The sequence below is a fragment of the Mycobacterium cajalii genome, from assembly GCF_045809005.2.
Taxonomy (GTDB): Bacteria; Actinomycetota; Actinomycetes; order Mycobacteriales; family Mycobacteriaceae; genus Mycobacterium.
The window spans coordinates 3,859,281-3,881,325 of sequence record NZ_CM141436.1 but is presented as its reverse complement, the minus strand read 5'-3'; the positions used below and the strand labels follow the sequence as shown (position 1 = coordinate 3,881,325).

23 protein-coding genes are annotated in these 22,045 nt (G+C 64.3%); 10 read left to right on the top strand and 13 right to left on the bottom strand.

Annotated elements, in window-relative coordinates; translation table 11 throughout:
- Positions 1-10: 10 nt before the first annotated feature.
- From ACJ512_RS18445 to ACJ512_RS18415, 7 genes are read right to left on the bottom strand one after another with little or no spacing between them, the layout of a single operon-like run.
- Positions 11-799 carry an enoyl-CoA hydratase/isomerase family protein gene (locus tag ACJ512_RS18445; RefSeq protein WP_407685931.1) on the bottom strand — a complete coding sequence of 263 codons (789 nt, stop codon included), beginning with the start codon at positions 797-799 and terminating at the stop codon, positions 11-13.
- Positions 796-2,373 (bottom strand): class I adenylate-forming enzyme family protein, encoded by a 1,578-nt coding sequence (locus ACJ512_RS18440; RefSeq protein ID WP_407685932.1) that lies wholly within the window; start codon positions 2,371-2,373, stop codon positions 796-798. Before ACJ512_RS18440 ends, ACJ512_RS18445 begins: the two co-directional genes overlap by 4 nt.
- A 7-nt stretch (positions 2,374-2,380) precedes the next feature.
- Positions 2,381-2,914 carry an aromatic-ring-hydroxylating dioxygenase subunit beta gene (locus tag ACJ512_RS18435; RefSeq protein WP_407685933.1) on the bottom strand — a complete coding sequence of 178 codons (534 nt, stop codon included), beginning with the start codon at positions 2,912-2,914 and terminating at the stop codon, positions 2,381-2,383.
- A 5-nt stretch (positions 2,915-2,919) separates the two neighbouring features.
- The gene (locus tag ACJ512_RS18430; RefSeq protein ID WP_407685934.1) at positions 2,920-4,209 is read right to left on the bottom strand and encodes an aromatic ring-hydroxylating oxygenase subunit alpha; all 1,290 of its coding nucleotides are present in this window, start codon (positions 4,207-4,209) and stop codon (positions 2,920-2,922) included.
- Positions 4,206-4,661 carry a Zn-ribbon domain-containing OB-fold protein gene (locus tag ACJ512_RS18425; RefSeq protein WP_407685935.1) on the bottom strand — a complete coding sequence of 152 codons (456 nt, stop codon included), beginning with the start codon at positions 4,659-4,661 and terminating at the stop codon, positions 4,206-4,208. The genes ACJ512_RS18430 and ACJ512_RS18425 overlap by 4 nt, the downstream gene beginning before the upstream one ends.
- A 5-nt stretch (positions 4,662-4,666) precedes the next feature.
- A complete protein-coding gene (locus tag ACJ512_RS18420; RefSeq protein WP_407685936.1) occupies positions 4,667-5,827 on the bottom strand; it encodes a thiolase family protein in 1,161 nt (386 codons plus the stop codon).
- On the bottom strand, positions 5,824-6,075 hold the full coding sequence (locus ACJ512_RS18415; RefSeq protein ID WP_407685937.1) for a hypothetical protein: 252 nt from the start codon (positions 6,073-6,075) through the stop codon (positions 5,824-5,826). Before ACJ512_RS18415 ends, ACJ512_RS18420 begins: the two co-directional genes overlap by 4 nt.
- A 197-nt stretch (positions 6,076-6,272) precedes the next feature.
- Here ACJ512_RS18415 and ACJ512_RS18410 point away from each other — a divergent pair, with 197 nt between their 5' ends.
- Genes ACJ512_RS18410 through ACJ512_RS18380 form a run of 7 tightly spaced genes read left to right on the top strand, consistent with a single transcriptional unit; the run spans position 6,273 to position 13,614 of the window.
- Entirely contained in the window at positions 6,273-7,181 is a 909-nt protein-coding gene (locus tag ACJ512_RS18410) for an alpha/beta fold hydrolase (RefSeq protein ID WP_407685938.1), read from the top strand.
- Between the two features lie 10 nt (positions 7,182-7,191).
- Positions 7,192-8,016 (top strand): 2-oxo-hept-4-ene-1,7-dioate hydratase, encoded by an 825-nt coding sequence (gene hpaH, locus ACJ512_RS18405; protein ID WP_407685939.1) that lies wholly within the window; start codon positions 7,192-7,194, stop codon positions 8,014-8,016.
- The gene (locus ACJ512_RS18400) at positions 8,013-8,783 is read left to right on the top strand and encodes an aldolase/citrate lyase family protein (RefSeq protein WP_407685940.1); all 771 of its coding nucleotides are present in this window, start codon (positions 8,013-8,015) and stop codon (positions 8,781-8,783) included. The genes hpaH and ACJ512_RS18400 overlap by 4 nt, the downstream gene beginning before the upstream one ends.
- A gap of 40 nt (positions 8,784-8,823) precedes the next feature.
- Positions 8,824-9,996: an acyl-CoA dehydrogenase family protein gene (locus ACJ512_RS18395; protein WP_407685941.1), complete on the top strand. Its 1,173-nt coding sequence runs from the start codon at positions 8,824-8,826 to the stop codon at positions 9,994-9,996.
- Positions 9,997-10,007: 11 nt separating this feature from the next.
- The gene (locus tag ACJ512_RS18390) at positions 10,008-11,030 is read left to right on the top strand and encodes an acyl-CoA dehydrogenase family protein (protein ID WP_407685942.1); all 1,023 of its coding nucleotides are present in this window, start codon (positions 10,008-10,010) and stop codon (positions 11,028-11,030) included.
- Positions 11,027-12,172 carry an acetyl-CoA acetyltransferase gene (locus tag ACJ512_RS18385; protein ID WP_407685943.1) on the top strand — a complete coding sequence of 382 codons (1,146 nt, stop codon included), beginning with the start codon at positions 11,027-11,029 and terminating at the stop codon, positions 12,170-12,172. Before ACJ512_RS18390 ends, ACJ512_RS18385 begins: the two co-directional genes overlap by 4 nt.
- The gene (locus ACJ512_RS18380) at positions 12,169-13,614 is read left to right on the top strand and encodes a class I adenylate-forming enzyme family protein (protein ID WP_407685944.1); all 1,446 of its coding nucleotides are present in this window, start codon (positions 12,169-12,171) and stop codon (positions 13,612-13,614) included. Before ACJ512_RS18385 ends, ACJ512_RS18380 begins: the two co-directional genes overlap by 4 nt.
- Positions 13,615-13,620: 6 nt before the next feature.
- Here ACJ512_RS18380 and ACJ512_RS18375 read toward each other — a convergent pair whose 3' ends face one another.
- The gene (locus tag ACJ512_RS18375) at positions 13,621-14,259 is read right to left on the bottom strand and encodes a TetR/AcrR family transcriptional regulator (RefSeq protein WP_407685945.1); all 639 of its coding nucleotides are present in this window, start codon (positions 14,257-14,259) and stop codon (positions 13,621-13,623) included.
- A gap of 126 nt (positions 14,260-14,385) precedes the next feature.
- Between ACJ512_RS18375 and ACJ512_RS18370 the strand changes: the two genes are divergently transcribed.
- Positions 14,386-15,612 carry a cytochrome P450 gene (locus tag ACJ512_RS18370; RefSeq protein ID WP_407685946.1) on the top strand — a complete coding sequence of 409 codons (1,227 nt, stop codon included), beginning with the start codon at positions 14,386-14,388 and terminating at the stop codon, positions 15,610-15,612.
- Positions 15,612-15,812, top strand: coding sequence for a ferredoxin (locus ACJ512_RS18365; RefSeq protein ID WP_407685947.1), 201 nt, complete (start codon positions 15,612-15,614; stop codon positions 15,810-15,812). Before ACJ512_RS18370 ends, ACJ512_RS18365 begins: the two co-directional genes overlap by 1 nt.
- Before the next feature lie 413 nt (positions 15,813-16,225).
- On the opposite strand, the gene ACJ512_RS18360 is transcribed toward ACJ512_RS18365, so the two are convergent.
- Genes ACJ512_RS18360 through ACJ512_RS18345 form a run of 4 tightly spaced genes read right to left on the bottom strand, consistent with a single transcriptional unit; the run spans position 16,226 to position 19,621 of the window.
- The gene (locus ACJ512_RS18360; protein ID WP_407685948.1) at positions 16,226-17,152 is read right to left on the bottom strand and encodes an SDR family NAD(P)-dependent oxidoreductase; all 927 of its coding nucleotides are present in this window, start codon (positions 17,150-17,152) and stop codon (positions 16,226-16,228) included.
- Positions 17,149-17,583, bottom strand: coding sequence for a Zn-ribbon domain-containing OB-fold protein (locus ACJ512_RS18355; RefSeq protein WP_407685949.1), 435 nt, complete (start codon positions 17,581-17,583; stop codon positions 17,149-17,151). Before ACJ512_RS18355 ends, ACJ512_RS18360 begins: the two co-directional genes overlap by 4 nt.
- A complete protein-coding gene (locus tag ACJ512_RS18350) occupies positions 17,577-18,374 on the bottom strand; it encodes an enoyl-CoA hydratase/isomerase family protein (RefSeq protein ID WP_407685950.1) in 798 nt (265 codons plus the stop codon). The genes ACJ512_RS18355 and ACJ512_RS18350 overlap by 7 nt, the downstream gene beginning before the upstream one ends.
- Complete coding sequence (locus ACJ512_RS18345; RefSeq protein WP_407685951.1) at positions 18,371-19,621, bottom strand: cytochrome P450; 1,251 nt, start codon at positions 19,619-19,621, stop codon at positions 18,371-18,373. Before ACJ512_RS18345 ends, ACJ512_RS18350 begins: the two co-directional genes overlap by 4 nt.
- Before the next feature lie 164 nt (positions 19,622-19,785).
- On the opposite strand from ACJ512_RS18345, the gene ACJ512_RS18340 reads away from it, so the two are divergent.
- Positions 19,786-20,874: a Gfo/Idh/MocA family protein gene (locus ACJ512_RS18340; RefSeq protein WP_407685952.1), complete on the top strand. Its 1,089-nt coding sequence runs from the start codon at positions 19,786-19,788 to the stop codon at positions 20,872-20,874.
- Between the two features lie 33 nt (positions 20,875-20,907).
- Here ACJ512_RS18340 and ACJ512_RS18335 read toward each other — a convergent pair whose 3' ends face one another.
- The gene (locus ACJ512_RS18335; protein ID WP_407685953.1) at positions 20,908-22,041 is read right to left on the bottom strand and encodes an NDMA-dependent alcohol dehydrogenase; all 1,134 of its coding nucleotides are present in this window, start codon (positions 22,039-22,041) and stop codon (positions 20,908-20,910) included.
- Between the last annotated feature and the right edge of the window lie 4 nt (positions 22,042-22,045).

Sequence of the window (22,045 nt, the reverse complement as noted above, 5' to 3'; positions counted from 1 at the left end):
CGAAATCAGGTCACCGAAAGCGCGGTGTGCGCTTGTTGGTTCGTGAGTCGGTCCGCTCGTCGCCCCTGGGGTTGCCAATCTGGGTGTAGGACAGCCCGTGCCGCTGGCGCAGGCTCGGCGACAGGTCCCGCGCTTCCCACATGGCGCGCACGGTGCCCTGGATGGCCAGGGGTCGCCGGGCCGCGATCTCGCGGGCCAATTCGGCGGCGCGAGCACGCAACTGGTCATCGGGCACGATTTCGGTGACCAAACCGATCCGCTGCGCAGTCTGGGCGGTGAGCCGTTCCTCGCTGCCCAGCAGCGCCCAGCGCATTACCTCGCCGTAGGGCACACCGAGGGACAGCATTCCCATCGGCTCCAGTGCCGACACCGCGCCCGAGTTGACGTGCGGATCGAAGAACGTCGCGCTCTCGGAGCAGATCGCGAAGTCGCATTCATTGACGAAGTACATCGCGCCCCCGGCCACCATGCCGTTCAGCGCGGCGATTACCGGCTTCCAGACCAGGTTCGCCTTAGGCCCAAGATGGGTACCGGGATCTTCCTGATTGAAGATTGGCAGGTGATACCACCACGCGCCCTTGGACACGTCGATCCCGGTACAGAACGCCCGCTCACCATTGGCGCGCACCACCGCGACAAAAATGTCATCGTCTTCGCGGACCCGCCGCCAAGTCGCGGTGAGCTCAGTGGCCATCTGCTCATTGAAGCTGTTCAACTGGTCGGGACGGTTCAGCGTCACCGTCGCCACGTGATCGATGACTTCGAACTCGATGGTGGTCGGGTTATCCCGATCGGTCACGGCCGCTCCTTACTCGGTCCCGATGTCATAGACGTTCTCCCATCCCCGCCGTTGGCTTCGCTAACCTGGCTGGCTATCTCTCGCTTCAGGATCTTGCCCGCCGGTCCGAGCGGAAACTCGTCGCGAAATTCGAAGCGCCGCGGCTGCTTGTAGCCGGCGAGTTCGGCCCGGCATAGCGCCGTCAGTTCCGCGGCGAGGCCCTCCAAGTCGACGACGGTGCCCATCGTTTTTCTGGGGATCACCACCGCGACGGGCGACTCACCCCATTCGGGATCCGGCACACCGACCACTGCGACCAGTTCAACGCGGTCGTGGCGAGCGATCACCCGCTCGATCTCGGCAGGGTAGACATTGAACCCCCCGGAGATGATCATGTCCGTTTTCCGGCCGGTGATATGCAGATAGTTCTCGGTGTCGAGGTAGCCGAGGTCGCCGGTCCGCAATCCATCGGGCTGGAATGTCTCGGCCGTCTGTTCGGGGCGGTTCCAGTATCCGATTGCATTCGCCGGGCTCTCGATGACGATCTCGCCGATCTCCCCGGCTGGCAGGGTGCCGCCGCCGTCGATGATCCGAATCGAACACATCGGGGTCTCCTGACCGCAGGAGGTGGCGATCGAAGTCTTGCCTGCAACGATGTCGCGGTGGTCTTGAGGGGTCAGGATGGTGGCCTGGCCTCCGCACTCGGTCAGTCCGTAGCGCTGCTGCAGGTCACAACCCAGCAGATCCATCGCCTTTTGCGCGAGTCCCGGCGGTACCGGGGCCGAGCCATAGGATATCCGGCGCAGGCTCGACATGTCGCGGGCCGGGCCGTTCTCGAGGATTGCCAACGTCCGTTGCAGCATCGTCGGGATGAACGTCGTGAACGTGATTCTGCTGCGTTCGATCTCGTCGATCACGGCCTGCGGATCGAACCGCTGGTGAATCACCATCGTCTGGCCGAGATAAAGCCACGACACGGTGCGCACCATGCCGCCGGCCGTGAAGAACGGTGTGGTCGCCAGCATCACGTCGGACCGGTTGGCCTCCGTCACCAGATTCGTATCGGCGGCCTGATAGAGCAATCCCCGGTGGGTGTTCATCACGCCCTTGGCGCGGCCGGTGGTGCCGCTGGTATACAAGATGACCGCGATGTCATCGGGGGAGATGTCCAGCCGCGGCAGATTCGGATCAGCTGCCGCCAGGGCGGTCTCGTAATCCGGTCCGATGGTCAAGACGATCAGGTCGTTGAGTTCGAGAGCAAACTTCTCATACTGGTCGTCGTGCACGATCGCGGCCCGCGCACCCGAATCATCGAGAATGTGGGCTACTTCGTCGGGCGCCAACCGGATGTTCACCGGCACCGCGATAAGTCCCGCCTTGGCCAGCCCGAACGAAATCTCTGGCCATTCGATACAATTGCGCGCAATCACCGGCACTCGGTCGCCTGGCGACAGCCCACGGCGCAGGAGCAAGCTGGCCAACCGCCGTGCCCGATCATCGACCTGCGACCAGGTATACACCCGGTCGCCGTCCACCAGCGCCTGCTTGTCCGGGTAGCGGCGCGCATTGTTGGCAGAGATATCCCCTACCAGCACGCGGTTCTCATATCAGGAAAGCCAATGTATCGAGTGGGGCGCTGGCGTCGATCAGATTGACGATCTTACGCAGCAGCCACAGCTCGCCCGATGTGCCGGTTCGACGCACAGTGTGGCTGACCCGCCCGGCCCAGAACCGTTGCCGGTAACGGTATTCGAACAACGCGAAATTAGACTCGACGGTCACGGTGTCCGGGGTGGTGTTGGTCACCTCGCTGTTGGACAGTACCCGGCGCATCACTGAGGGCGGGATCTGCGAATGGCGGTTACCGGTATTGAGCTGGGCCACACGGCTTTTGATGCGCCTGCGGTTGTCGTTAATATAGGCCAGTGTGGTGCGGGGGTCGTCATCGGGGTCCATCGGCACCCGGTAGAGCACGTCCTCGTCATCGGCCCACAGAGCCTCCCACTCCGAGTAGCGGCCCTCATCGGCCAACCGCGCCTCCAGGTGCAGAAAGGACAGGATCTCGGGATCCGGCAGTGGGCGCATCGCCGCCGAGATGATCGCGGACCGGTCAGCAATGTCTGTTTCGATAGTCATGGCGGTCAGGCCTTCCCGCCGACGACAGCCGCCCACTGGGCATAGAAACCTCGCTGGGGTGTCTCGGCGCTCTTGTCGGTGTTTACGATGCCCGTGTCATCGGTGACGTCGCTGTCGACACCGCGGGACAGAACCAGCCACTCGGGCTCTTCGGCGGCCAGACCGGCCTGGTTTCGCATGCCGATCTCACCGTCATCGGCGATCAGGAAGCCCGCTGGTCCCATCGCGCCCTCGGCACGACGAAGGGTGCGCTCGTTAAGTGTGTCCTGGCCCGGGATGAGGACCGCGGTGGTGTAGGCGACCGTGCGGTCGGTGGCCTGCGGTTCGACGAACATCACGTTCATCTCTGCCAGAAACAGGTTGGGCCAGATCAGCGTGTGCGGCGGGCCGACCACCAACGCATCGTGCGCCTGCTCGGGCCCATAGGCGTTCTCGAGTGCGCCGACATACTCAGTGAGCTTGGCCCGTGGAATTCGGCCGTACCAGACGAATTCCTCATCGAGCTTGCGGTATTCGTTGCTGTAATCGATCTCAGAGTGCCCCTCGCCGATATCGCGGACGAGTACATCGACCTTGGTAGGTATGTGCGAAACCTTTGCGGGACGAATCGCGTCGTACACCGAGGCATGGGTAAACAGCGCGTGATAGCCGTCGACATTGTTCTCCACCACCATTTTCCAGTTGGCGTGATGCAGATGCTTCATCCAGTTGGCGCGCAGGTCGATAGAGTGGGTGGGAGACAGGTTGAGCAGTCGGTCAATCGCATGGGTCGCCTTGCCCAGATGTTCGCCCAGAGTGACGCCCTCGGGCGACAGTGACGCAAAGATGAACCCGCCGTAGCTATCCACCCGCGGCGCTTCGGCCAGGCCCAGTTCGGAGCGCACCTGGTTAAACGCCTCACCGTAGGCCTCGCGCATCGGGACACCGGTCAGCGCACCGGTATTGGCGAAGGTCCAGCCGTGATAAGGACAGCGGAACGAGTTGGCATTGCCCTTCTCGGCATTGCACAGCTTGTTAGCGCGATGCGTGCATCGGTTCAACAGCACCCGTATCACATCGTCGTTCCCACGCGTCACCACGACGGGCTCACGGCCCATTTTCCGGGTCAGGTAGTCGCCGCGTTCGCTGACTTCGCTCTCGTGGGCAACGTATACCCATCCTTTCTTGAAGATCGTGTCCATCTCGCGGGCGAAGATCTCCGGTGACGTGTAGACCGAGCCGTGCACACGGTCGGGCCGCACGATTGTTGAGACGTCGAAATTATCTGTGGTGGTGGATCGTTCGAGAGTGGTCATGCAGGTTCCCCTAGTTCGGTGGTTTCGGCGGAGTTTGCCACGGCGGGTATGTGGACCATGCCGAGCCGTCGGAAAGTAAGCTGCACCGGGGTACCGATCGCGGGGGCGCCCGCAGCCGGGTGCAGCGTAGTCATGATCAACCGGTGGCCGCTGGCGAGTTCGACGTCGACTACCGGGTAGGGAGCGTTGGTCAGGACCAGACCCGGCTCGCGTCGGTGCACGACGGTCGAGCAGTGCACGACGCCCTCGGGGACCACCACTTGCCAGTCGGGTTGCTGGCGGCCGCACCCATCGCACACGTACTGTTCGAGCTCGAGCGTGAGCTTGCACGACCCGCAGAACGGCAGCGCCAGTTCGCCGCGCGCGGCCGCGTCGTAGAGCGGACGCAGTGGATCGTTCTCGACGTTGGGCGCCAGCTCGGCGCTGACCAGCCAGTCAGACATGACGTTCATGGTGCTCACGCGGCCCGTTCCAGCACCAACGCAGCATGGTGTTCCATCCGCCCGCCGAGCCCACCGATCAGCGCAGTGACGGCGCCGGGAACCTGCCGGGTGCCACCATCTCCTCGCAGCTGAACCACGGCTTCAGCCAGCGGCGTCATGCCCTGCAGGTAAAAGCCGGACAACTGACCGCCGCCTGTGTTGGTCGGCAGGGTACCGCCGGGGCCGAGCTGGCCGGCCCGGACAAACTCGCCCACGGGGACCTCGCCGGTCAACCGGTACTCATCGAGCAGGATCAGTGTCACGATGGTGAACGGGTCGTATAGCTGCACGACATCGAGGTCGTCGCGGTTCATCCCGGCCTGGCCCAGCGCGTCGTCGACGGCGCGGCGACCCCCTCCGAACCACGACTCCGTGCCGGCGCGACGACGTCGCACCGGGTGCTCGCGTCCGGTACCGCGCACCCTCAGCCGCGACGTGCCGATCGACGGTTCGCCGGTCAGCACGATCGCCACCGCCCCGTTCACCGGCCGGGCGCAGTCCAGCCGCCGCAGCGGCTCGGAAATCATTGGGCTGTTTCGGTATCCGTCCTCATCCAGCGGCTCGCGGTTCACTGCGTCGGGGTTACCTTCGGCCCACCGCCGCGCCGTCATCGCGACGACGCATAGTTCGTCAGCACTGTTGCCGGTTGTATGTAACCAGCGCTGAGCCAGCAGGGCGTAGGTTGGGACGGAACCGAGCAGGCCCGATGCCCGCTCCAAGCCACGGGCACCAGCGTTTCCGCCGCTTTGGGCGTACGTCGATCCCGATCCCTTGCCGGCCACCAGCGGTGCGTCGGCGAACACGCAGATCACCGTCGACGCTTCGCCGATAGTGATGGCATGCTGCGCCCGCTGGATCATCGCGACGGTCGTCGCGCCCTTGATCTCGACGTGCTCGAGGAGCCTTAGATCGCCGAATCCGCCCTGCAGGGCGAACCCGACGCCGAGTCGGTCCGGCCGTACCCCCTGTGACGAGCCGACCAACAGACCGTCGACATCACAATGTCCGATACCGGCGTCGGCGAGCGCGGCCCGCGTGGCCTGGGCGGCGAGCTGTACCGGCGTGGCATCCCCCGAGAGGCTGGGTCGTAGCGACATCTGGGTCATTCCTAACCCGACGATGTCTACGTTGATCATGGTGTCCGGGGCTTTCGTTTCACCCGGTAGTGGCCGACACGCAGCCATTCCTCGCGATCCTCGGGCATGGCGAGAGTGAAGCTGGACAGTTCCAGCGGATCCAGAAACGCCTCGTCGCCGCTTTCCAGATCCTCGACCAGCAGGCGCGGGCCGTTACCGGACCTGTCCAGCCACAGCCGGACCGCGGCGAATTCGTTGATCAGGACAGCCAACTCGCGACGCTTCGGCGTGCACCCATTCCATTCCATGGCGATCGTGGCTCTTCTCTGGTGGTCGAGTTCAGGTGGAGAGACTCACCAAGTATTACCGCATACGACTGTCAGAATCAATCGAGTAATTGCCGGACGGCATTGCTTTCATCACGCCTGAACATGCACACTGGCTGCGTAAAGTCGTCGCTGGCGTAGTGGCGACATAGATGTCAGAAATGTTGCGAAGGGACCGCATGAGCGAGACTGTGACCTCCGGTGCCGTGATCGACACCGAGGACTACCGGAGCATCTGGTTGTACCTCAAGGAGTTGGACTTTCGGCAGGGGTTTATCGACGTTGCCGTGAAGGGGGCACCGGTGCGGACCCGCTACGCCGAAGCGGGCAGGCCGGACAAGCCTCATGCGATTCTGCTCCACGGTACCGGCGGGCACTGGGAGACCTTCGCGCCGAACCTGGGCGTGTTGAGCGAGCACTTCCACTGTGTGGCGATCGACATGGTCGGCAACGGTTTTTCCGACAAACCCGATTACGACTACGAGATCGCGGTCTACGTCGAGCACGTGCTCGGCGTGATGGACCACTTCGGGATGGAGCGGGCCAACTTCGTCGCGATGTCGCTGGGGGCCTGGGTGGCCTCGACGATCGCGGTGCACCATCCCGACCGGGTCTCGAAGGTGATCCTGATGTCGCCGGCGGGCAAGGAGGCGGCCGCATCGAACATGGCGCGAATCCGCGCCGAACGCACCAAGGCCGTCAACGAACCCACCTGGGAATCCCTGCACGCCGTGTTCGCCCACCTCATCGCCGACGAAGCCAATCGCCTGCCGGACCTGATCGGACTGCGCCGGGCGATCTACCAGCGTGACGACACCCGGGAGACCATCGACCACCTGCTGATCCTGCAGGACGCCGCGGCTCGCGATCGCAACCTCATACCCGAGGATCAGTGGAGGTCAATCAGCGCGCCGGTCATGGTGGTCGCCTCCGGTCGCGACCACGGGGTGTACCAGGAGACGGCCACCTCGCTTGCCGGCCTGATCCCGCATGCCGAAGTCTTTGAGATGCCCGACGTTCGGCACTGGCCGCATTTCGAAGATCCGGAATCGTTCAATTCGGCGGCCGTTTCGTTCCTTAGCCGGTGAGAGTGTGCCCATGAGACGGCCGGGTCCCGGCGACATCAATGACATCGCGCGAAGGCTGTACGCGGCCGAGCAGAACCGCAAGCCGATCCGGCAGTTGTCGCTGGAGTTCCCCGGCATGACCGTCGAGGACGCCTATGCCGCACAACGGGCACTGGTTGGACTCAAGGTCGCCGACGGTCGCGTGGTCAAGGGCCGTAAAATCGGCCTGACCTCTAAGGTCATGCAGCGCGCTGTGTCAATCGACGAGCCGGACTACGGCGCGATATTCGATGACATGTTCATCGAGGACGGCGGCCACGTGCCGCTCGGTCGTTTCATTCGCCCCCGGATCGAGGTGGAGTTGGCCTTCATACTCGGCGAAACGCTGTGCGGGCCCGGTGTGACGCTGTTCGACGTGCTGCGCGCCACCGAATTCGTCACCCCGGCCTTGGAGATTCTCGACGCGCGCGTGCAGATGTCGGACCCCGACACCGGCCACTTGCGCACGATCGTGGACACGATCGCCGACAACGCCGCCAATGCCGGGTTGGTGCTCGGTGGCCGAGTGTTCCGACCCCTGGACGTCGACCTGCGCTGGGTGGCTGCGCTGCTGCTGCGCAACGGCACTATCGAGGAGTCCGGGGTCGCCGCAGCCGTTCTCAACCATCCGGGCAATGGCGTGGCGTGGCTGGCCAATCGACTCGCTCCGCATGATGTTTCGTTGCACAACGGTGACGTGATTCTGTCCGGTTCGTTCACCAAGCCAGTGTTCGCCGAGCCAGGGGACAGCTTCGTCGCCGACTACGGACCGCTCGGAACGGTCTCGGTGGTATTCGATCGCGAGCCGGCGCCATGACCACTCGGTGGGCACGGCGTATCGCCGGTGATGGTCCCCGCTTCGGTATGTGGCTCGCCTCGGGCAGCGGGTACATCGCCGAGATCTGCGCCGGGTCCGGTATCGACTGGGTGCTTGTCGATCAGGAGCATGCACCCAACGATATTCACAGCACGTTGGCGCAGATGCAGGTGCTTTCCGGCTATCCCGGTATCGACGTGGTGGTGCGCCCACCGGTGGCCGATCCGGTCCTCATCAAGCAACTCCTTGACGTAGGCGCGCAAAATCTCATCGTTCCAATGATCGACAGCCCCGCGGAAGCGTCCGCCGTCGTCGCCGCAACTCGGTACCCGCCGGCCGGTATCCGAGGGGTCGGCAGCGCGTTGGCAAGAGCCTCCCGCTGGAACCGCATTTCTGACTATCTTGTCACCGCAAATGACCGTGTGTCGGTGACGGTGCAGGTGGAGTCGACGGCTGCGCTGGCGGTAGTGCGCGACATCGTGGACGTCGACGGAGTCGATGCGGTCTTCATCGGGCCCGCCGATCTGGCCGCCTCGATGGGCAAACTCGGCCAGCCAGAGCATCCTCAGGTTGTGAGTGCCATCGAGAATGCTTTGGCGACGGTCGTTGAGCGCGGCAAGAGCGCTGGCGTAAACGCGTTCAACGAGGCCCTCGCCCGGCGCTATCTGGCGGCCGGAGCGAGCTTCGTTCTGGTCGGGGCCGATGTGACCCTGCTGGCCCGCGGCGCCGAACAGTTGGTCGCCAGGTACCGCCAGCCGCCGCAATGAGCTTTATTTCTGACTATTGCGTCACCTATACTCGATAGTTATGGACCTGAGTTTCACGGCCGACCAACTGGAGTTCCGTGATCAGGTCCGCACGTGGCTCGACGAGAACAAGCCGACCGAACCCAGGCCGCGCGACCATGCCGGCATCCGCCAATACGACCTGGCCTGGCAGCGCACTCAGTGGGAGGGCGGCTGGGCCGGCATCGCATGGCCAGAAGAATACGGCGGCAAGGGACTGACCCTGTTGCAACAACTGATCTGGTACGAGGAGTACGCCACCCGCGGTTTCCCAGGCATCGACGCGTGTTTCGTCGGCCTGTCCCATGCCGGACCAACATTGATCACGCGTGCCACCGACAAGCAGAAGTTGTTCCACCTCCCGAAAATCTTGAAAGGAGAAGTGATTTGGTGCCAGGGCTTCTCCGAACCCGATGCTGGATCTGATCTCGCCGCCTTGCGCACCAAGGCGGTGATCGACGGCGATGACCTGGTTGTCACCGGCCAAAAAGTGTGGACCAGCTTCGCCACCGTCGCCGATTACCAGGAACTGTTGGTGCGCACCGACAACACCGGCGGCAAGCATCACGGAATCACCTGGGTCATCTGCGACATGTCGACCCCGGGAATCGAGGTCAGGCCGATCGAGACCATCGAAGGCGGCGCGGAATTCTGTGAAGTCTTCTACGATGACGTGCGAATTCCGCTGTCCAACGTCGTCGGTGAGATCGATAATGGCTGGTCTGTTGCGATGTCGACGCTGTCCTTCGAGCGGGGCACCGCTTTCACCGCGAACCAGGTGCGGCTAGCCAAGATCATCGAAGACCTCATCGACTACGCGCACGACCATGTCGGCCCGGACGGTCGACGGCCGGCTATCGCCGACGACGAGATCGCGCGGCGCCTGGCCCGTGCCCGGGCATCGGTGGCGTCATTGCGGGCGCTGACCTATCAGAACATCTGCCTGGCCATGCAGTCAGAGACTCCGGGCCCGAAAGGTTCGATGGTCAAGCTGCTCTATGCCGAGCTTGCCAAACAGATCGGCAAGCTGGCCATGGACATCCTTGGTCCGGCCGCTATTCGGTTTTCGTCACGTTGGGATTCCGACGGCTGGGTAGGGTATTACTACTACTCGTTCTCGCAGTCGATCGGTGGTGGCACCTCAGAGATCCAGCGCAACATCCTGGGTGAGCGTGTGCTCGGTCTGCCGAGGTAGGGGAGGCAATCATGGATCTGCTGCCCAGTGCTGCACAGCTCGAGATCGTCTCGACCGCATCGAAATTCATCGCCGAACGGATGGCGGTCGAGCAGCTGCGTGCCGACCGCGCCGATCCCCTGGCCGTGCGGCCTGAGGTGTGGCGCGAGGGTGCCGAGATGGGACTGCTCACGCTCGGTTTGCCGGAGCGCTTCGGCGGGTCCGGTCAGCCGTTCGATGACGAGGTGCTGCTGCACATCGAACTGGGCAGGCGGCTGGCACCAGGCCCATTCCTGGCGGGGACGTTGGCTGCACGGGTCGGTGCCGCGTGCGGTGACGCGGAGCTGGCCGGTGAGATCGGCTCGGGCGCAGCGACCGTCGCGCTTGCGATATTACGAGGTGGCGGCGAGGCGCGCAGCGTCAAGGGCACCTTCGACCTGCTCGACTGGTTCGGGGCACGTTATGCACTGGTGTTATCGCGAGAGGGCGCTGCACTCGTCGACATCGCGGTGTTCGGCGAGCCGACCATCATCGAGTCTGCCGACCCCGGTGTCCGGTTGGCGTCAGCATCGGCGACCGGGGTGGAACCGCTGTATTGGCTGCCCGCCGAAAAGGAGTGGATCTGGGGACGCGCGGTTGTGCTCGCGTCGGCTTTCCTGACCGGCCTGGCGCTGGCCGCCGCCGCCGAGTCGACGCAACACGCCAAGACCCGCGAGCAGTTCGGAAAGCCGATTGGTGCCAACCAGGCGATCAAGCACAGTTGTGTCGACATGGTCGTCGCCGCCGAGGCCGCGCAGGCCCAAACCTTTTTCGCGGCAATCGCTTTGGATAGCAGGCGTGACGACGCATTGTGGCAGGTTCTGTCCGCACTCACAGTGGCCGGCACGGCGGCAGTCGAGAATGCCGCGGCGGGCATTCAGGTCTTTGGTGGTATGGGCTACACTTTCGAAAGCAATATGCACCTCTACCTCAAACGTTCGCACCTGTTCCGGCACCTGATCGTCGAACCCAACGAGGTTCTCGCGGAACTGATCATGCAGGACAGGCTGCAGTGACGGTTGCTATCGCCGGCGTCGCGCTGTCCGACGTGGGTCGCATCGATGACAAGGACCCCTACCAGCTGATCGCACAGGCGAGCCGTCGAGCGCTGGCCGATGCCGGCCTTTCGCCCGCCGATGTCGACGGCCTGGCGTCTACCGGCCAGGGCACGCTGCCCCCAGTCGACGTCGGTGAATACTTGGGGCTGCGTCCGCGGTGGGTGGACTCGACGGCGGTCGGCGGCGCGGCCTGGGAAGTGATGGCCGCGCATGCGGCCGACGCCATCACTGCGGGCCACGCCGATGTCGTACTGCTGACGTATGGATCCACCGCTCGTGCTGACCTTAGGAAGGGATTGCGCGGGGCGAGCATCAACTGGGGTGCGCGCGGGCCGCTGCAGTGGGAAGCGCCATACGGACACACGTTGATCTCCAAGTACGCGATGGCGGCCCGACGCCACATGTCTCAATACGGCACTACCATCGAGCAACTCGCCGAGGTGGCGGTGTCGGCACGGTGCAACGCCGCGGACAACCCTGAGGCGTACTACCGCGACCCGATAACGATCGACGATGTGTTGTCGGGGCCGATGATCGCCGACCCGTTCACCAAGCTGCACTGTTGCATCCGCAGTGATGGTGGCGCCGCGGTGGTGATGGTCGCCGCCGACCGCGTCAAGGATCTGCGATCGCAACCGGTGTGGGTGCTCGGCGCTGGTGAGACGACTTCGCATATGCTGACCTCGCAGTGGGACGACATGACCGTCGGACCTGCGGCAGTCAGTGGGCCGCTCGCATTCGCCCGGGCCGGGGTGTCGCCGTCCGAGGTCGACGTGGCCGAAATCTATGATGCATTCACCTATATGCTCCTGCTCTCCCTCGAAGACCTCGGCTTCTGTCCGAAGGGAGAGGGCGGCGCGTTTGTGGAGAGCGGGGCGTTGCGCATCGGTGGGCAACTGCCCACCAACACCGACGGCGGTGGATTATCGGCATGTCATCCTGGTCAGCGTGGCCTGTTCCTGCTTGTCGAGGCGGTCCGCCAGTTGCGGGGGGAGTGCGGACTGCGGCAGGTGGCGGATGCGAATATTGCTTGTGTCAGCGGCACCGGGGGTTGGTTCTGCTCTAGCGGCACAATGATTCTCGGCAACGAGGAACCATGACAGTGCTGAGCGGTGACTTCGCGAATACCCGCGAGTTGTTGGAGGCCGCAGCCGTGGCCTATGGCGACCGCGTGGCGTACGTGGAACCCGGCTCACGAATCTCGTTTGCGGAATGGGCGTCGCGCTCCCGCAGGGTTGCGGCCGGGTTGGTCGCCCGTGGAGTTGGCAAGGGCGACGTGGTAGCGCTGCGATTGCCGTCGGGGATCGACTACGCGACGTGTTATGCGGCCGCGGCAACCATCGGTGCCATCACCACCGGGATCAACCCCCGGCTGGGCCCCAGGGAGGTCGGGGCCATCCTCGAGCAGGCCGACCCGGCGCTGGTGATTTCCGAATCCGCCGAGCTCAGCGGCATTTCAGATGACGGCAGCGAACGGTTCGCGGCCGTCCCCGATGTCGAGATCGATCGCCGCGACCCCGTCGCGTTGATCTTCTCCAGCGGAACCACCGGCTTGCCCAAGGGAGCGGTGTTCGACGGGAACAATCTGCTGGCCGGCGCGGCCTCGGCAGGGGTGATGAGCGCACCCTATGACCGCCGCCTGACCTCGACGCCGTTCGCCCATGCCGGCTACATGTTCAAGCTCTGGGACCAACTGCTTTGGGGCACGACGCTTGTGATTCCGCCGAGTCCATGGTCCGCCGCCGGGATGGCCACTACGCTGCGCGAGGAGCGGATCACCGTCGCGGGTGCGGTGCCCACCCAGTGGGCCAAACTGCTCGAGGTGTCTCCGGGCGTGTTCCCACATCTGCGGGTGGGCGTGGCCGCGACCGCACCCGCGTCGCCGGAGTTGGTGCGTTCGGTCGCCGATCGGATCGGCGTTCCTCTGGTGGTGCGCTACGCGATGACCGAATGCCCGACGATCTGTGGCACCGAACCAGACGACCCACCCGAGATCCAGTTCCGCACCGTGGGCAGGCCGGCACCGAACATGACGGTGCGCGTTGTCGACGATGGCGTCGTCGAGGTCCGGGGACCGTGCGTGATGCGCGGCTATTGGCGCGACCCTGACCTGACCGCGTCGGTGCTGCGCGACGGCTGGCTGCACACCGGTGACATGGGGATGCTGAACGACGATGGCACGCTGACGATCGTTGGACGCTCCGGCGACATGTACATCCGCGGCGGGTTCAATGTGCATCCCGTCGAAGTCGAGCAGGTGATCGCGACCCACCCGGGGGTTGCCCGCACCGCCGTCGTCGGCTGGCCGGCACAGGTCATCGGCGAAGTCGGCGTCGCGTTCGTCGTGCCTGAAAACCCTTTCGCCGCACCGTCTTTGGCGGATTTACGCGCCCACGTGCGCACCCAGCTGGCCGACTACAAGGCGCCCGACCACCTCGTCCTGGTCGACGATATCCCGCTGACCCCAATGCTCAAACCGGACCGGGTCGCCTTGCGCAGGTTGGCTGCCTCAGTGTCGTTACTCCGTAACGAGATATCGTGATAGCGCTTAGGCTCTTTCGGTCGGCGCAAGGGACGCGATGAGGAAGGTCCGCAAGATTCCCTCGTCGCCGCCGTCTTCGGGCCGGGCAGGTTCGGCGACAAGGCTGAACGCAATGCGGGTGACCCAGTGGGCCATTGTTTCCGGGGACACGTCGTCGCGGACCTGACCCGTGGCGGCTGCGGCCGCGATGCGTTGGCCGAGGTTTTCGGCGAGGTCCCGGCGCCACAGCTCGGAGGCTTCGGCGGCCCGGAACGTGCGTCCGGCTTGCTGATCAGCGATCAGCAGCCGCATGGTCGGTGATCGGCGCCCGGCCTCCATACCGATAAGCATCGCCTGCACCAGCTGTTCGAGGAACGGCTCGTCGGTGTGCCAGCATGGCTCACCCGCATCGAGGACCTCGGCCACTGCGCGCACGAAACATGCTGCCAGCAGCGCGTCTTTGTTGGGGAAATACGAGTACACCGTGGTGCGGTGCACGCCGGCGCGGTGCGCGATGTCGCTCATCCGCGTGCGGCTAGGCCCGCGGTCTGCGTAGCAGGCCTCGGCGGCGTCGAGCAGCCGATCCCGGGCCTGCTGTTCATCGACAGGTGTATCGGCGCCCCAGGCCGTGGCGCGGCCCGTAGTCGCCTGCCCGGTGACCGTCATGACCGGCACCTTACCTGGGATGCTTGACCGAGACTACACAATTGCCTAGCGTGTAGCGCACGCTACAAGGTGACCGAGATTGTAGTTTCTGATGTGTTCTTGCAGTCCAGGAAAGGACCATGGCAAATGACAGTCGAGCAGGAGGTCTGCCCCCTCCACGCGAACTTCGATCACCATTCACCAGAGTTCCGGGAGGCGCCGCCCCACGCGGCGTTCGCGCAGATGCGCGCCCAGTGCCCGGTCACCCATTCCGGACAGCACGGTGGCTTCTGGTCGCTGCTGGACTACGAGTCGGTGTTCGAGGCCGCCCGCGACGACGAGCTGTTCAACTCCTACCCGTCGGTCGGTGTGCCGGCCAGCACGGCTCCCTTCCCGATCCTGCCGATCGAGACCGATCCGCCGCTGACGAAGAAGCTGCGCCAGGTGACGGTGAAGACGTTCTCGCCAGGTGCGGCCGAACGGTTGCGACCCGCGGTGCGGCGGATGGCCACTGAGATGGTCAACGAGTTCATCGAGCGAGGTGAATGCGACATCGTTGGCGAGCTGACCACCCCACTGCCGGCCAAACTGGTGTTGCACATGCTGGGGTTCGACGAATCGAAGTATCGGCAGTGGGTGGGTTGGGTGCACACCTTTGTCCACGACCGCACCCACGACGAGGAGAAGGCCACCACGGCGGCGATGGAGCTGTTCGGCGAAATCCACCAGCACATGGCCGAGCGCCGCGAGGCCGGTGAGAACGGCGACGACCTGTTCGGCGAGATCCTGGACGGTCAGATCGATGGCGTCCCGCTCGATGACAGCCAGATCCTGATGTACACGGTGATGATGATGCTTGGTGGCATGGACACCACCAGCGGGTTGACCGGAAATGTTCTGCTGCGCATGATCGACCAGCCCGAGCTCCGGCAAATCCTCATCGAACAGCCCGAATTGCTCAAACCGGCCACCGACGAGTTCCTCCGGCACGCCACGCCCACCCTGGGCCTGGCCCGCACGGTATCGCGCGACGCGGAGTTCCACGGCCAGCAGCTCAAGGCTGGTGACCGCGCGATCCTCATGTGGGCGGCTGCTAACCGCGACCCGGCGGTGTTCGATGAGCCGGACAAGATTGACCTCTGGCGCAAAAACAGCCCCAAGCACATGGCTTTTGGAGTCGGACAGCATCGCTGCCTGGGCTCTCACCTGGCCAAGGTGATGTTTCAGGAGATGATCGCCGAAATCCTCGAACGTCTACCCGATTTCGAATCCAACGGTCCGGCGGTGATGTTCGAGGACGCCGGTGAGGTGTACGCCCCGCGCAGCTTGCCGATCAAGTTCACCCCGGGCAACCGTAAAGGAGTGAAATCCTGATGGCAATAATCGAATTCGACCAATCACGATGCGTCGGACATGCGCAGTGCAACGCCGCAGCCCCTGACGTCTACGAGCTCGACGACAACGGGTATCTCTTGCCACCGCCCAGCGTGATCGACGAATCGCTGCGCGAAAGCGCGATCCTAGGTGCGAGCGCCTGCCCAGAAGGGGTACTCAAAGTTTTCGACGACGAATAACGATCGGTTGCGCCTCTGCGGGCCGTTAAGCGTCCCAAAGCAAGCCGAAATCCCTCGGCTGGGGCTGAGGATCTCTGCCTTCCCTATCTTCTTTGGAGTTCGGCACTCATCCGCAGCCCACCTCAATCATTGAACGCTGTTTAAGTTAAGGCCTGGCATTCGCCTCCGGGCGTGCACGAATCTGGGAGTGGTGACGGCCCTGGCTGATCGCGGAACGCTGGCGATCTCCGATGCCGGCAGCCACGCATCGTTGGTGGGCCGGCTGCCCGCCTCCTCGGTGTTGCCATTGCCGGTGCGAAACGCCCGACGACACCAACCAGAAGGCGCGCAGAAGGTGGGCGTCGCCAGGGGCAATCCGGCGCTGGCCTGCAGCGCACCCATCAGCGAGCTGCGCTGCTGGGGGAGGCGGGCAGTCAGCCGCCGAGCCGCAGTCCCGGATTGCGGGTGCCAAACACATCAGTCGCCATGATCGTACCGAGCGTGTTTGCGTCCCAGCGCTTCTGGCCGCTGGAGACCGTCGCGACCGGATGCCAGCCCTTAAGCAACTGGATGTTCTCCCCGAGGGCGCGGATGACCTGTCCGCTTACGTGGCCGGCTTCCGGACTTGCCAGCCATGCCACCACCGGGGAGCTCAGCGACGGATCCTTGGGGTCGAACTCGCCCTCGGCGCGTTCGTCGGGTTCGATCGCAGCCGCAGCGCCGGGCATCGACGCCGACATCCGCGTGCGGCCGCCGGGGCTGATGATATTGGCGGTGGCGCCGATCGGCGCCAATTCCAGACTCAGGGTCTGCGTCAGGCCGACGATCGCGGCTTTGGCCGCGCTGTAGTTGGTCTGCCCGAAGTGTCCGTGCAGGCCGGCTCCTGAGGTGGTGTTGATGATTCGGCCATACACCTTGTTGCCGCCGTTGGCCTTCGACTCCGCACGCCATTGTCGGGTGACCGCGCGACTAGTCAGCCAGCTGCCCCGAACATGCACCCGCATCACGAGGTCGAAGTCCTCGGCGGTCATGTTCCAGATCGCCTTGTCTCGGACGATGCCCGCATTGTTCACGACGATGTCGAGCCGACCCAGTTGAGCGTAGGCGCGTTCGACCGCCAGCTCGACCTGTTCTTCGTCGCCGACATCGCTGAAGTCCGGAACCGCTATGCCGCCTCGGCTTTCGATGATCTGCACCACTTCGTCGGCGACTTTTCCAGTGCCCTCACCGGCCAACGAGGTACCCAGGTCGTTGACGATCACGGTCGCACCGTGTTTGGCCAACTCCAGCGCATGCCCGCGACCGATGCCGTGTCCGGCACCGGTGACCAAGGCAACCTTGCCGTCGAGTAGTCCTCTCACTCGTCCTCCTTGCTTGCGGTGAAGACCGTCAGATAGGGACTGTCCGGATCTTGGTCGTCGGCGGGCCGGAATTCAGCGGTGACTGCCATTCCGATGCGCAGCTGTTCGTGGGGAACACCCTCGATCGTCGTCATCACCCGGGGCCCCTCGGCCAGTTCGACAATGGCCGCGATATAGGGCACCCGGTCGCGGAACGGTGGGAGATCGTTGACGTACACCGTCGAATACGTATACACAGTGCCGCTACCGCTGGCCTGGACCGGAACGACGTCCTCGCTCCAGCAGTGTGGGCAGAACGGGCGCGGGTAGTGGTGCACCGTCGCGCAGGTGCGGCAGTGCGCGAGCAGCAGCCGGCCCTGCCGCGCCGCCTGCCAATACGGTGCGCTGGCTGGGTCGATGACCGGGATGTCGGCGCGGGGCATGGTCACCATCCGGTGTAGCGGGTCGGACGCTTCTCGACGAAGGCCTGGACTCCCTCTTGGGAGTCATGCGAATACGACTGGATCTCCTGGGACATCGCCTCGGCGGTGAACGCGGCGCTGCGGTCGCAGTCGGGGGACTCGTTGAGCAGGCGCTTGGTGAGCGCGATCGCGCTGGTGGGCGCCGTGGCCAGCCGGCCGGCGAAGTCGGCTACCGCGGCGTCGAGTTCCTCGGCGGTCACTACCCGGTTCACCAGGCCTAATGCCAACGCCTCGGCAGCACTTAGCTTTTCCCCGAAGAACGCCATCTCCTTGGCCTTCTGCATGCCGATGCGCCGGGGCAGCAGGTAACAGCCACCGCCGTCGACGCTGAGGCCCCGCTTGACGAAAGATTCGGTGAAGTATGCGTTCTCGGCCGCGATGACCAGATCGCTGGCGTAGGCGACGTGGGCGCCGAGTCCCGCGGCGGCTCCTTGCACCACGGCAATGACCGGTTTGGTGCAGTCCAGGATGCTGGCTATCAGTTTTTGTGCGCCGTTCATGATGCGCCGCATCGGGTCCAGTACCCGTTTCTGGACTGTTTGACGGCGGTCCTGCAGCGTGTTCACATCGGCACCGGAGCAGAAGTGTTTGCCGTTGGCGCGCAACACCACAACACGTGCCCGCTCATCGGTGTCGGCGGCCGCCAACAGCGCGATGAGTGCGTCGCGGTCAACGGGTCGCAACGCATTGGCTGCGTCCGGCCGGTTGAGCGTGATGGTCATGACGCCATTGGCGGTGTTGGAGAGAATAGCGGTGGTCATGGCGTGTACACCGCGTTCAGGTGCTTGATGCCGTTGACGAAGTTGGACCGCAGCATCACAGGTTCGCCTACGGTCCTGATGTCGGGGTAGCGGTCGTAGATCATTTTCAGCGCCACGTTGAGCTCCAGCCGGGCCAGGTGTGCGCCCAGGCAGAAATGTGGTCCGGGACCACCGAAGGCCAGGTGATTGTTCGGGTTGCGGGTAATGTCGAAGAGTTCCGGATCGTCGAAGGCTGCGGGGTCGCGGTTGGCCGCGGGGTACCACATCACCACCCGGTCGCCCTTGGTGAAGGTGTGGGAACCGGACGCCAGCGTCACCCCGTCGGCGGTCACGGTTCGCCGCATGTGGATCACCGGGCTGGCGTAACGCAGGATCTCCTCGACCGCTCTGGGGCCCAGCGTGTCGTAGTCGCTGAGTAGCTTGTCACGCTGATCGGGGTGGTGGGTCAGGATGTGAACACCGTGGGTCAACGCATTGCGGGTGGTCTCGTTACCCGCCCCCACCAGCAGAATGAAGAACTTCGCCAGCTCCTGCGGGGTGAGGTTTTCCTCCTCCGAGGTGACCAACTTGCTGATCACATCGTTGGTGGGGTTGGCGATGCGGTCCTCGGCTATCCCCTTAAGCAGCTCGATCATCTTGACACTGGTCTCGGTGACCGCGGCCTCGATACCGGCGACGCTCTGGTCGGGCACATACTCCGGGTCCGAGGCCCCCAGGATCACATTGGTGGACTCGAGAATGAACTGCTCATGATCGCGCGGCACACCGAGCATGGTGTCGATGATTCGCAACGGCAGCAGGACCGCGACGTCGCTGACGAAATCGCACTCTCCCGACGTTGGCATCGCGTCGAGAATCTCAGCGGTGGTTTGTTCGACCAAGCCGCGTAGCTCCGCGAGCATGCGGGGGGTGAAACCGCGGGACACGATCTTGCGAAGCCGCATGTGTTCGGGGTCATCCATGTCGATGATCGACCCGCGATACTCCCGCATCTCCGGCGTCTGGTCGAAGATCTGAGTGCCCTGACCCGAACAGAACTCCGCCGGGCGACGGCTGATGTCAACGATGTCGGCGTGGGTGCCGACCGCCCAGAATCCCTTGCCTTTCCGCCCGATCGGCACGAACATCGGTCGGCCAGCGTCCCGAAGTCGGCGATACAGCGCGGTGCGTTCGTCGGGGTGGTTCTGCCACCACCCCAGGTCGATGAGCGAGGTGAATTCCAGTTCGTCAGTGTCGAGCGCGTTCACAGCCCTGATTCTGGCACTTGTGTCACTCTGAGGCAACGCATGGGTAGCGGGAAACAACTGAGAAAACTCCGTACAGTGTTTGCCAGCCCCTTGAACTGATGCAGAATCTAACATTAGTGTCACCATAGGCGGGAGGCGGATCGGTTGCGCGCCAAGGAGGGCAGATGACGCTGCGGGTCGGTGTGGTTGGAGTGGGTTGGGGCGCGCACGTGCAGGTTCCTGGATTCCGGGCGGCCGACGGCTTCGAGCCAGTCGCGTTGTGCGCGCGCACGCCCGAGCGGTTGAGCCGCGTCGCGGCCAAACTCGGCATCGAGGACACATCCACCGACTGGCAGTCGTTCGTCACCCGCGACGATCTTGATGTCATTTCCGTTGCCACACCGACCGTGTTGCACCACGACATGGCGTTGGCCGCTCTGGCCGCCGGAAAGGCTGTGTTATGCGAGAAGCCGTTGGCGGGGAATCTGGAGGCCGCCCGTGACATGGTGCGCGCCGCCGCGAAGTCGGGTCGGCCCACTGCCTGCTGCTTCGAGAACCGATGGAACCCCGACTGGCTGGCCGTGGCCGATCTGGTCCGCTCGGGTTTCCTCGGCAAGCAGTACCTCGCCAGGGTCAGCCGCAGCGCGTCATACTGGCACCCGAGCCATCGGCCGCAGGCGCGCTGGATGTACGACCGCTCCCAGGGCGGGGGATACCTCGCCGGGATGCTGGTCCATGATCTCGACTTCTTGTGCAGCTTGTTCGGCCGCCCGGAGTCGGTGTGCGCCGAAGTCCGCAACAGTGACCCGGTCCGCGAACTTCCCGACGGCGAGACGTTGCACATCACTGCCGATGACACCGCCGCTTTGTTACTGCGCATGGAGTCCGGGTTGACCGCGATCCTCAGTGTGTCGGTGATCGGTGCGCACGCCGACCATTTCCGCCTGGAGTTGTTCGGCGCCAACGGCACCATTATCGGCGACGGCGATCTGCGATCGACGGAATACGTTGCGGGAGCGGCCGTTGACGACGGATTGAGCCCGCTGGCGGTCAACGATCGCGAGCCGGCTCACCCTGAGCGGCTGCCCAAGGGACTGGCCGGACACGCCAGCCGGGCTATGGCTCTCATGCTCGAGGACTGGCGCCCGAGCTTTGACGGGGAACCGGTCACCGTGGCCACCTTCGAGGACGGGCTGCTCAGCCTTGCGGTGATCGATGCCGCCCACCGATCGGCCGAGGGAGGCGGATGGGAGACCGTCGACGCTAGCGCGTGAGCGTGCCATTTGTGTTCATGCCACACCGGGCTCTTAGGTGATGGACCTCTCGGCCGCAGGATAGACCAGCACTCCACGAATGTTGGCGCCGGCGTGCATGTCGGCATAGCCGTCGTTGACCTTCTCCAGCGGATACGTCCGAGTGACCATCGACTCCAGATCCACCTGTCCTGCGCTGTACAGTTCCAGGATTTTCGGGATGTCGGCCCGCGGGTTGCCAGAGCCGTACAGCGTGCCAATGATCTGCTTCTCCGTCAGGGTGAGGTCCATCAGGTTTGCCCGGATTTCGCGTTCCAGCATCGGGTGGATATTGGTGACGACCAGCTTGCCGCGTTTGGCCGTCATGGCCAGCGCCTGGCCGACCAGCTGCCCGTCACCGACACCCATAGCGCAGATGAACTTGTCCGCGCCGCGGTCCCACGTGGCCTCGGCGACAACGCCTTTTGCTTCTTCCCAGTTCGCCGCGGTATGCGTCGCGCCCATCCTCATGGCCTCTTCACGCTTGTACTCCGATGGGTCGATCACCGTGATCGTGCGCGCCCCGGCCAGCCGCGCGCCCTGTACGGCCGCCGCGCCGATACCGCCGATACCGGCCACCACGACGGTGTCCCCGGGACGCACATCGGCCGCGTAGACCGACGAACCCCAACCGGTGATGAACCCGCAGCCAAGCAGGCAGGCGAGGTCGAGTCGATAATGCTCGGGAATCTTGACGCAGCTCGCCTCGTGCACGACGGTGTGGTGCGAAAACGAACCGACACCGCAGGCAAGCGCCAGATCCTTTCCGCCCGCGTGGTGGCGAGCGGTCGCGTCGTGAATCTGCATCCCGGAGTAGATCTTTGCCCCTAGGTCGCACAGGCTCTGATGGCCTGTCGAACATGAGGGGCAGCGCCCACAGGATGGGATGAAACTGAACACCACGTGGTCACCGGGCTTTAGCCACGACACATGATCGCCGACGGCCTTCACCACACCCGCGCCTTCGTGGCCGCCGATGCACGGCAGCCGGATCGGCATGTCGCCGGTCACCAAATGGTCGTCGGAGTGACACATCCCCGACGCGTGCAGTTCGACAAGTACCTCGGGTGCCTTGGGCGGATCGAGCTCGATCGTCTCGATCGACCACGGGGTGTTTCGTTCCCATAGCACCGCCGCCTGCGTCTGCATTGAT

Coding starts and splice junctions, on each gene's coding strand:
- ACJ512_RS18390 (WP_407685942.1), top strand. CDS start 10,008: ATGGATCTGCTGCCCAGTGCTGCACAGCTCGAGATCGTCTCGACCGCA.
- ACJ512_RS18410 (WP_407685938.1), top strand. CDS start 6,273: ATGAGCGAGACTGTGACCTCCGGTGCCGTGATCGACACCGAGGACTAC.
- ACJ512_RS18430 (WP_407685934.1), bottom strand. CDS start 4,209: ATGACCACTCTCGAACGATCCACCACCACAGATAATTTCGACGTCTCA.
- ACJ512_RS18335 (WP_407685953.1), bottom strand. CDS start 22,041: ATGCAGACGCAGGCGGCGGTGCTATGGGAACGAAACACCCCGTGGTCG.
- hpaH (WP_407685939.1), top strand. CDS start 7,192: ATGAGACGGCCGGGTCCCGGCGACATCAATGACATCGCGCGAAGGCTG.
- ACJ512_RS18415 (WP_407685937.1), bottom strand. CDS start 6,075: ATGGAATGGAATGGGTGCACGCCGAAGCGTCGCGAGTTGGCTGTCCTG.
- ACJ512_RS18375 (WP_407685945.1), bottom strand. CDS start 14,259: ATGACGGTCACCGGGCAGGCGACTACGGGCCGCGCCACGGCCTGGGGC.
- ACJ512_RS18400 (WP_407685940.1), top strand. CDS start 8,013: ATGACCACTCGGTGGGCACGGCGTATCGCCGGTGATGGTCCCCGCTTC.
- ACJ512_RS18435 (WP_407685933.1), bottom strand. CDS start 2,914: ATGACTATCGAAACAGACATTGCTGACCGGTCCGCGATCATCTCGGCG.
- ACJ512_RS18425 (WP_407685935.1), bottom strand. CDS start 4,661: ATGAACGTCATGTCTGACTGGCTGGTCAGCGCCGAGCTGGCGCCCAAC.
- ACJ512_RS18420 (WP_407685936.1), bottom strand. CDS start 5,827: ATGATCAACGTAGACATCGTCGGGTTAGGAATGACCCAGATGTCGCTA.
- ACJ512_RS18365 (WP_407685947.1), top strand. CDS start 15,612: ATGGCAATAATCGAATTCGACCAATCACGATGCGTCGGACATGCGCAG.
- ACJ512_RS18395 (WP_407685941.1), top strand. CDS start 8,824: ATGGACCTGAGTTTCACGGCCGACCAACTGGAGTTCCGTGATCAGGTC.
- ACJ512_RS18380 (WP_407685944.1), top strand. CDS start 12,169: ATGACAGTGCTGAGCGGTGACTTCGCGAATACCCGCGAGTTGTTGGAG.
- ACJ512_RS18350 (WP_407685950.1), bottom strand. CDS start 18,374: ATGACCACCGCTATTCTCTCCAACACCGCCAATGGCGTCATGACCATC.
- ACJ512_RS18370 (WP_407685946.1), top strand. CDS start 14,386: ATGACAGTCGAGCAGGAGGTCTGCCCCCTCCACGCGAACTTCGATCAC.
- ACJ512_RS18355 (WP_407685949.1), bottom strand. CDS start 17,583: ATGGTGACCATGCCCCGCGCCGACATCCCGGTCATCGACCCAGCCAGC.
- ACJ512_RS18340 (WP_407685952.1), top strand. CDS start 19,786: ATGACGCTGCGGGTCGGTGTGGTTGGAGTGGGTTGGGGCGCGCACGTG.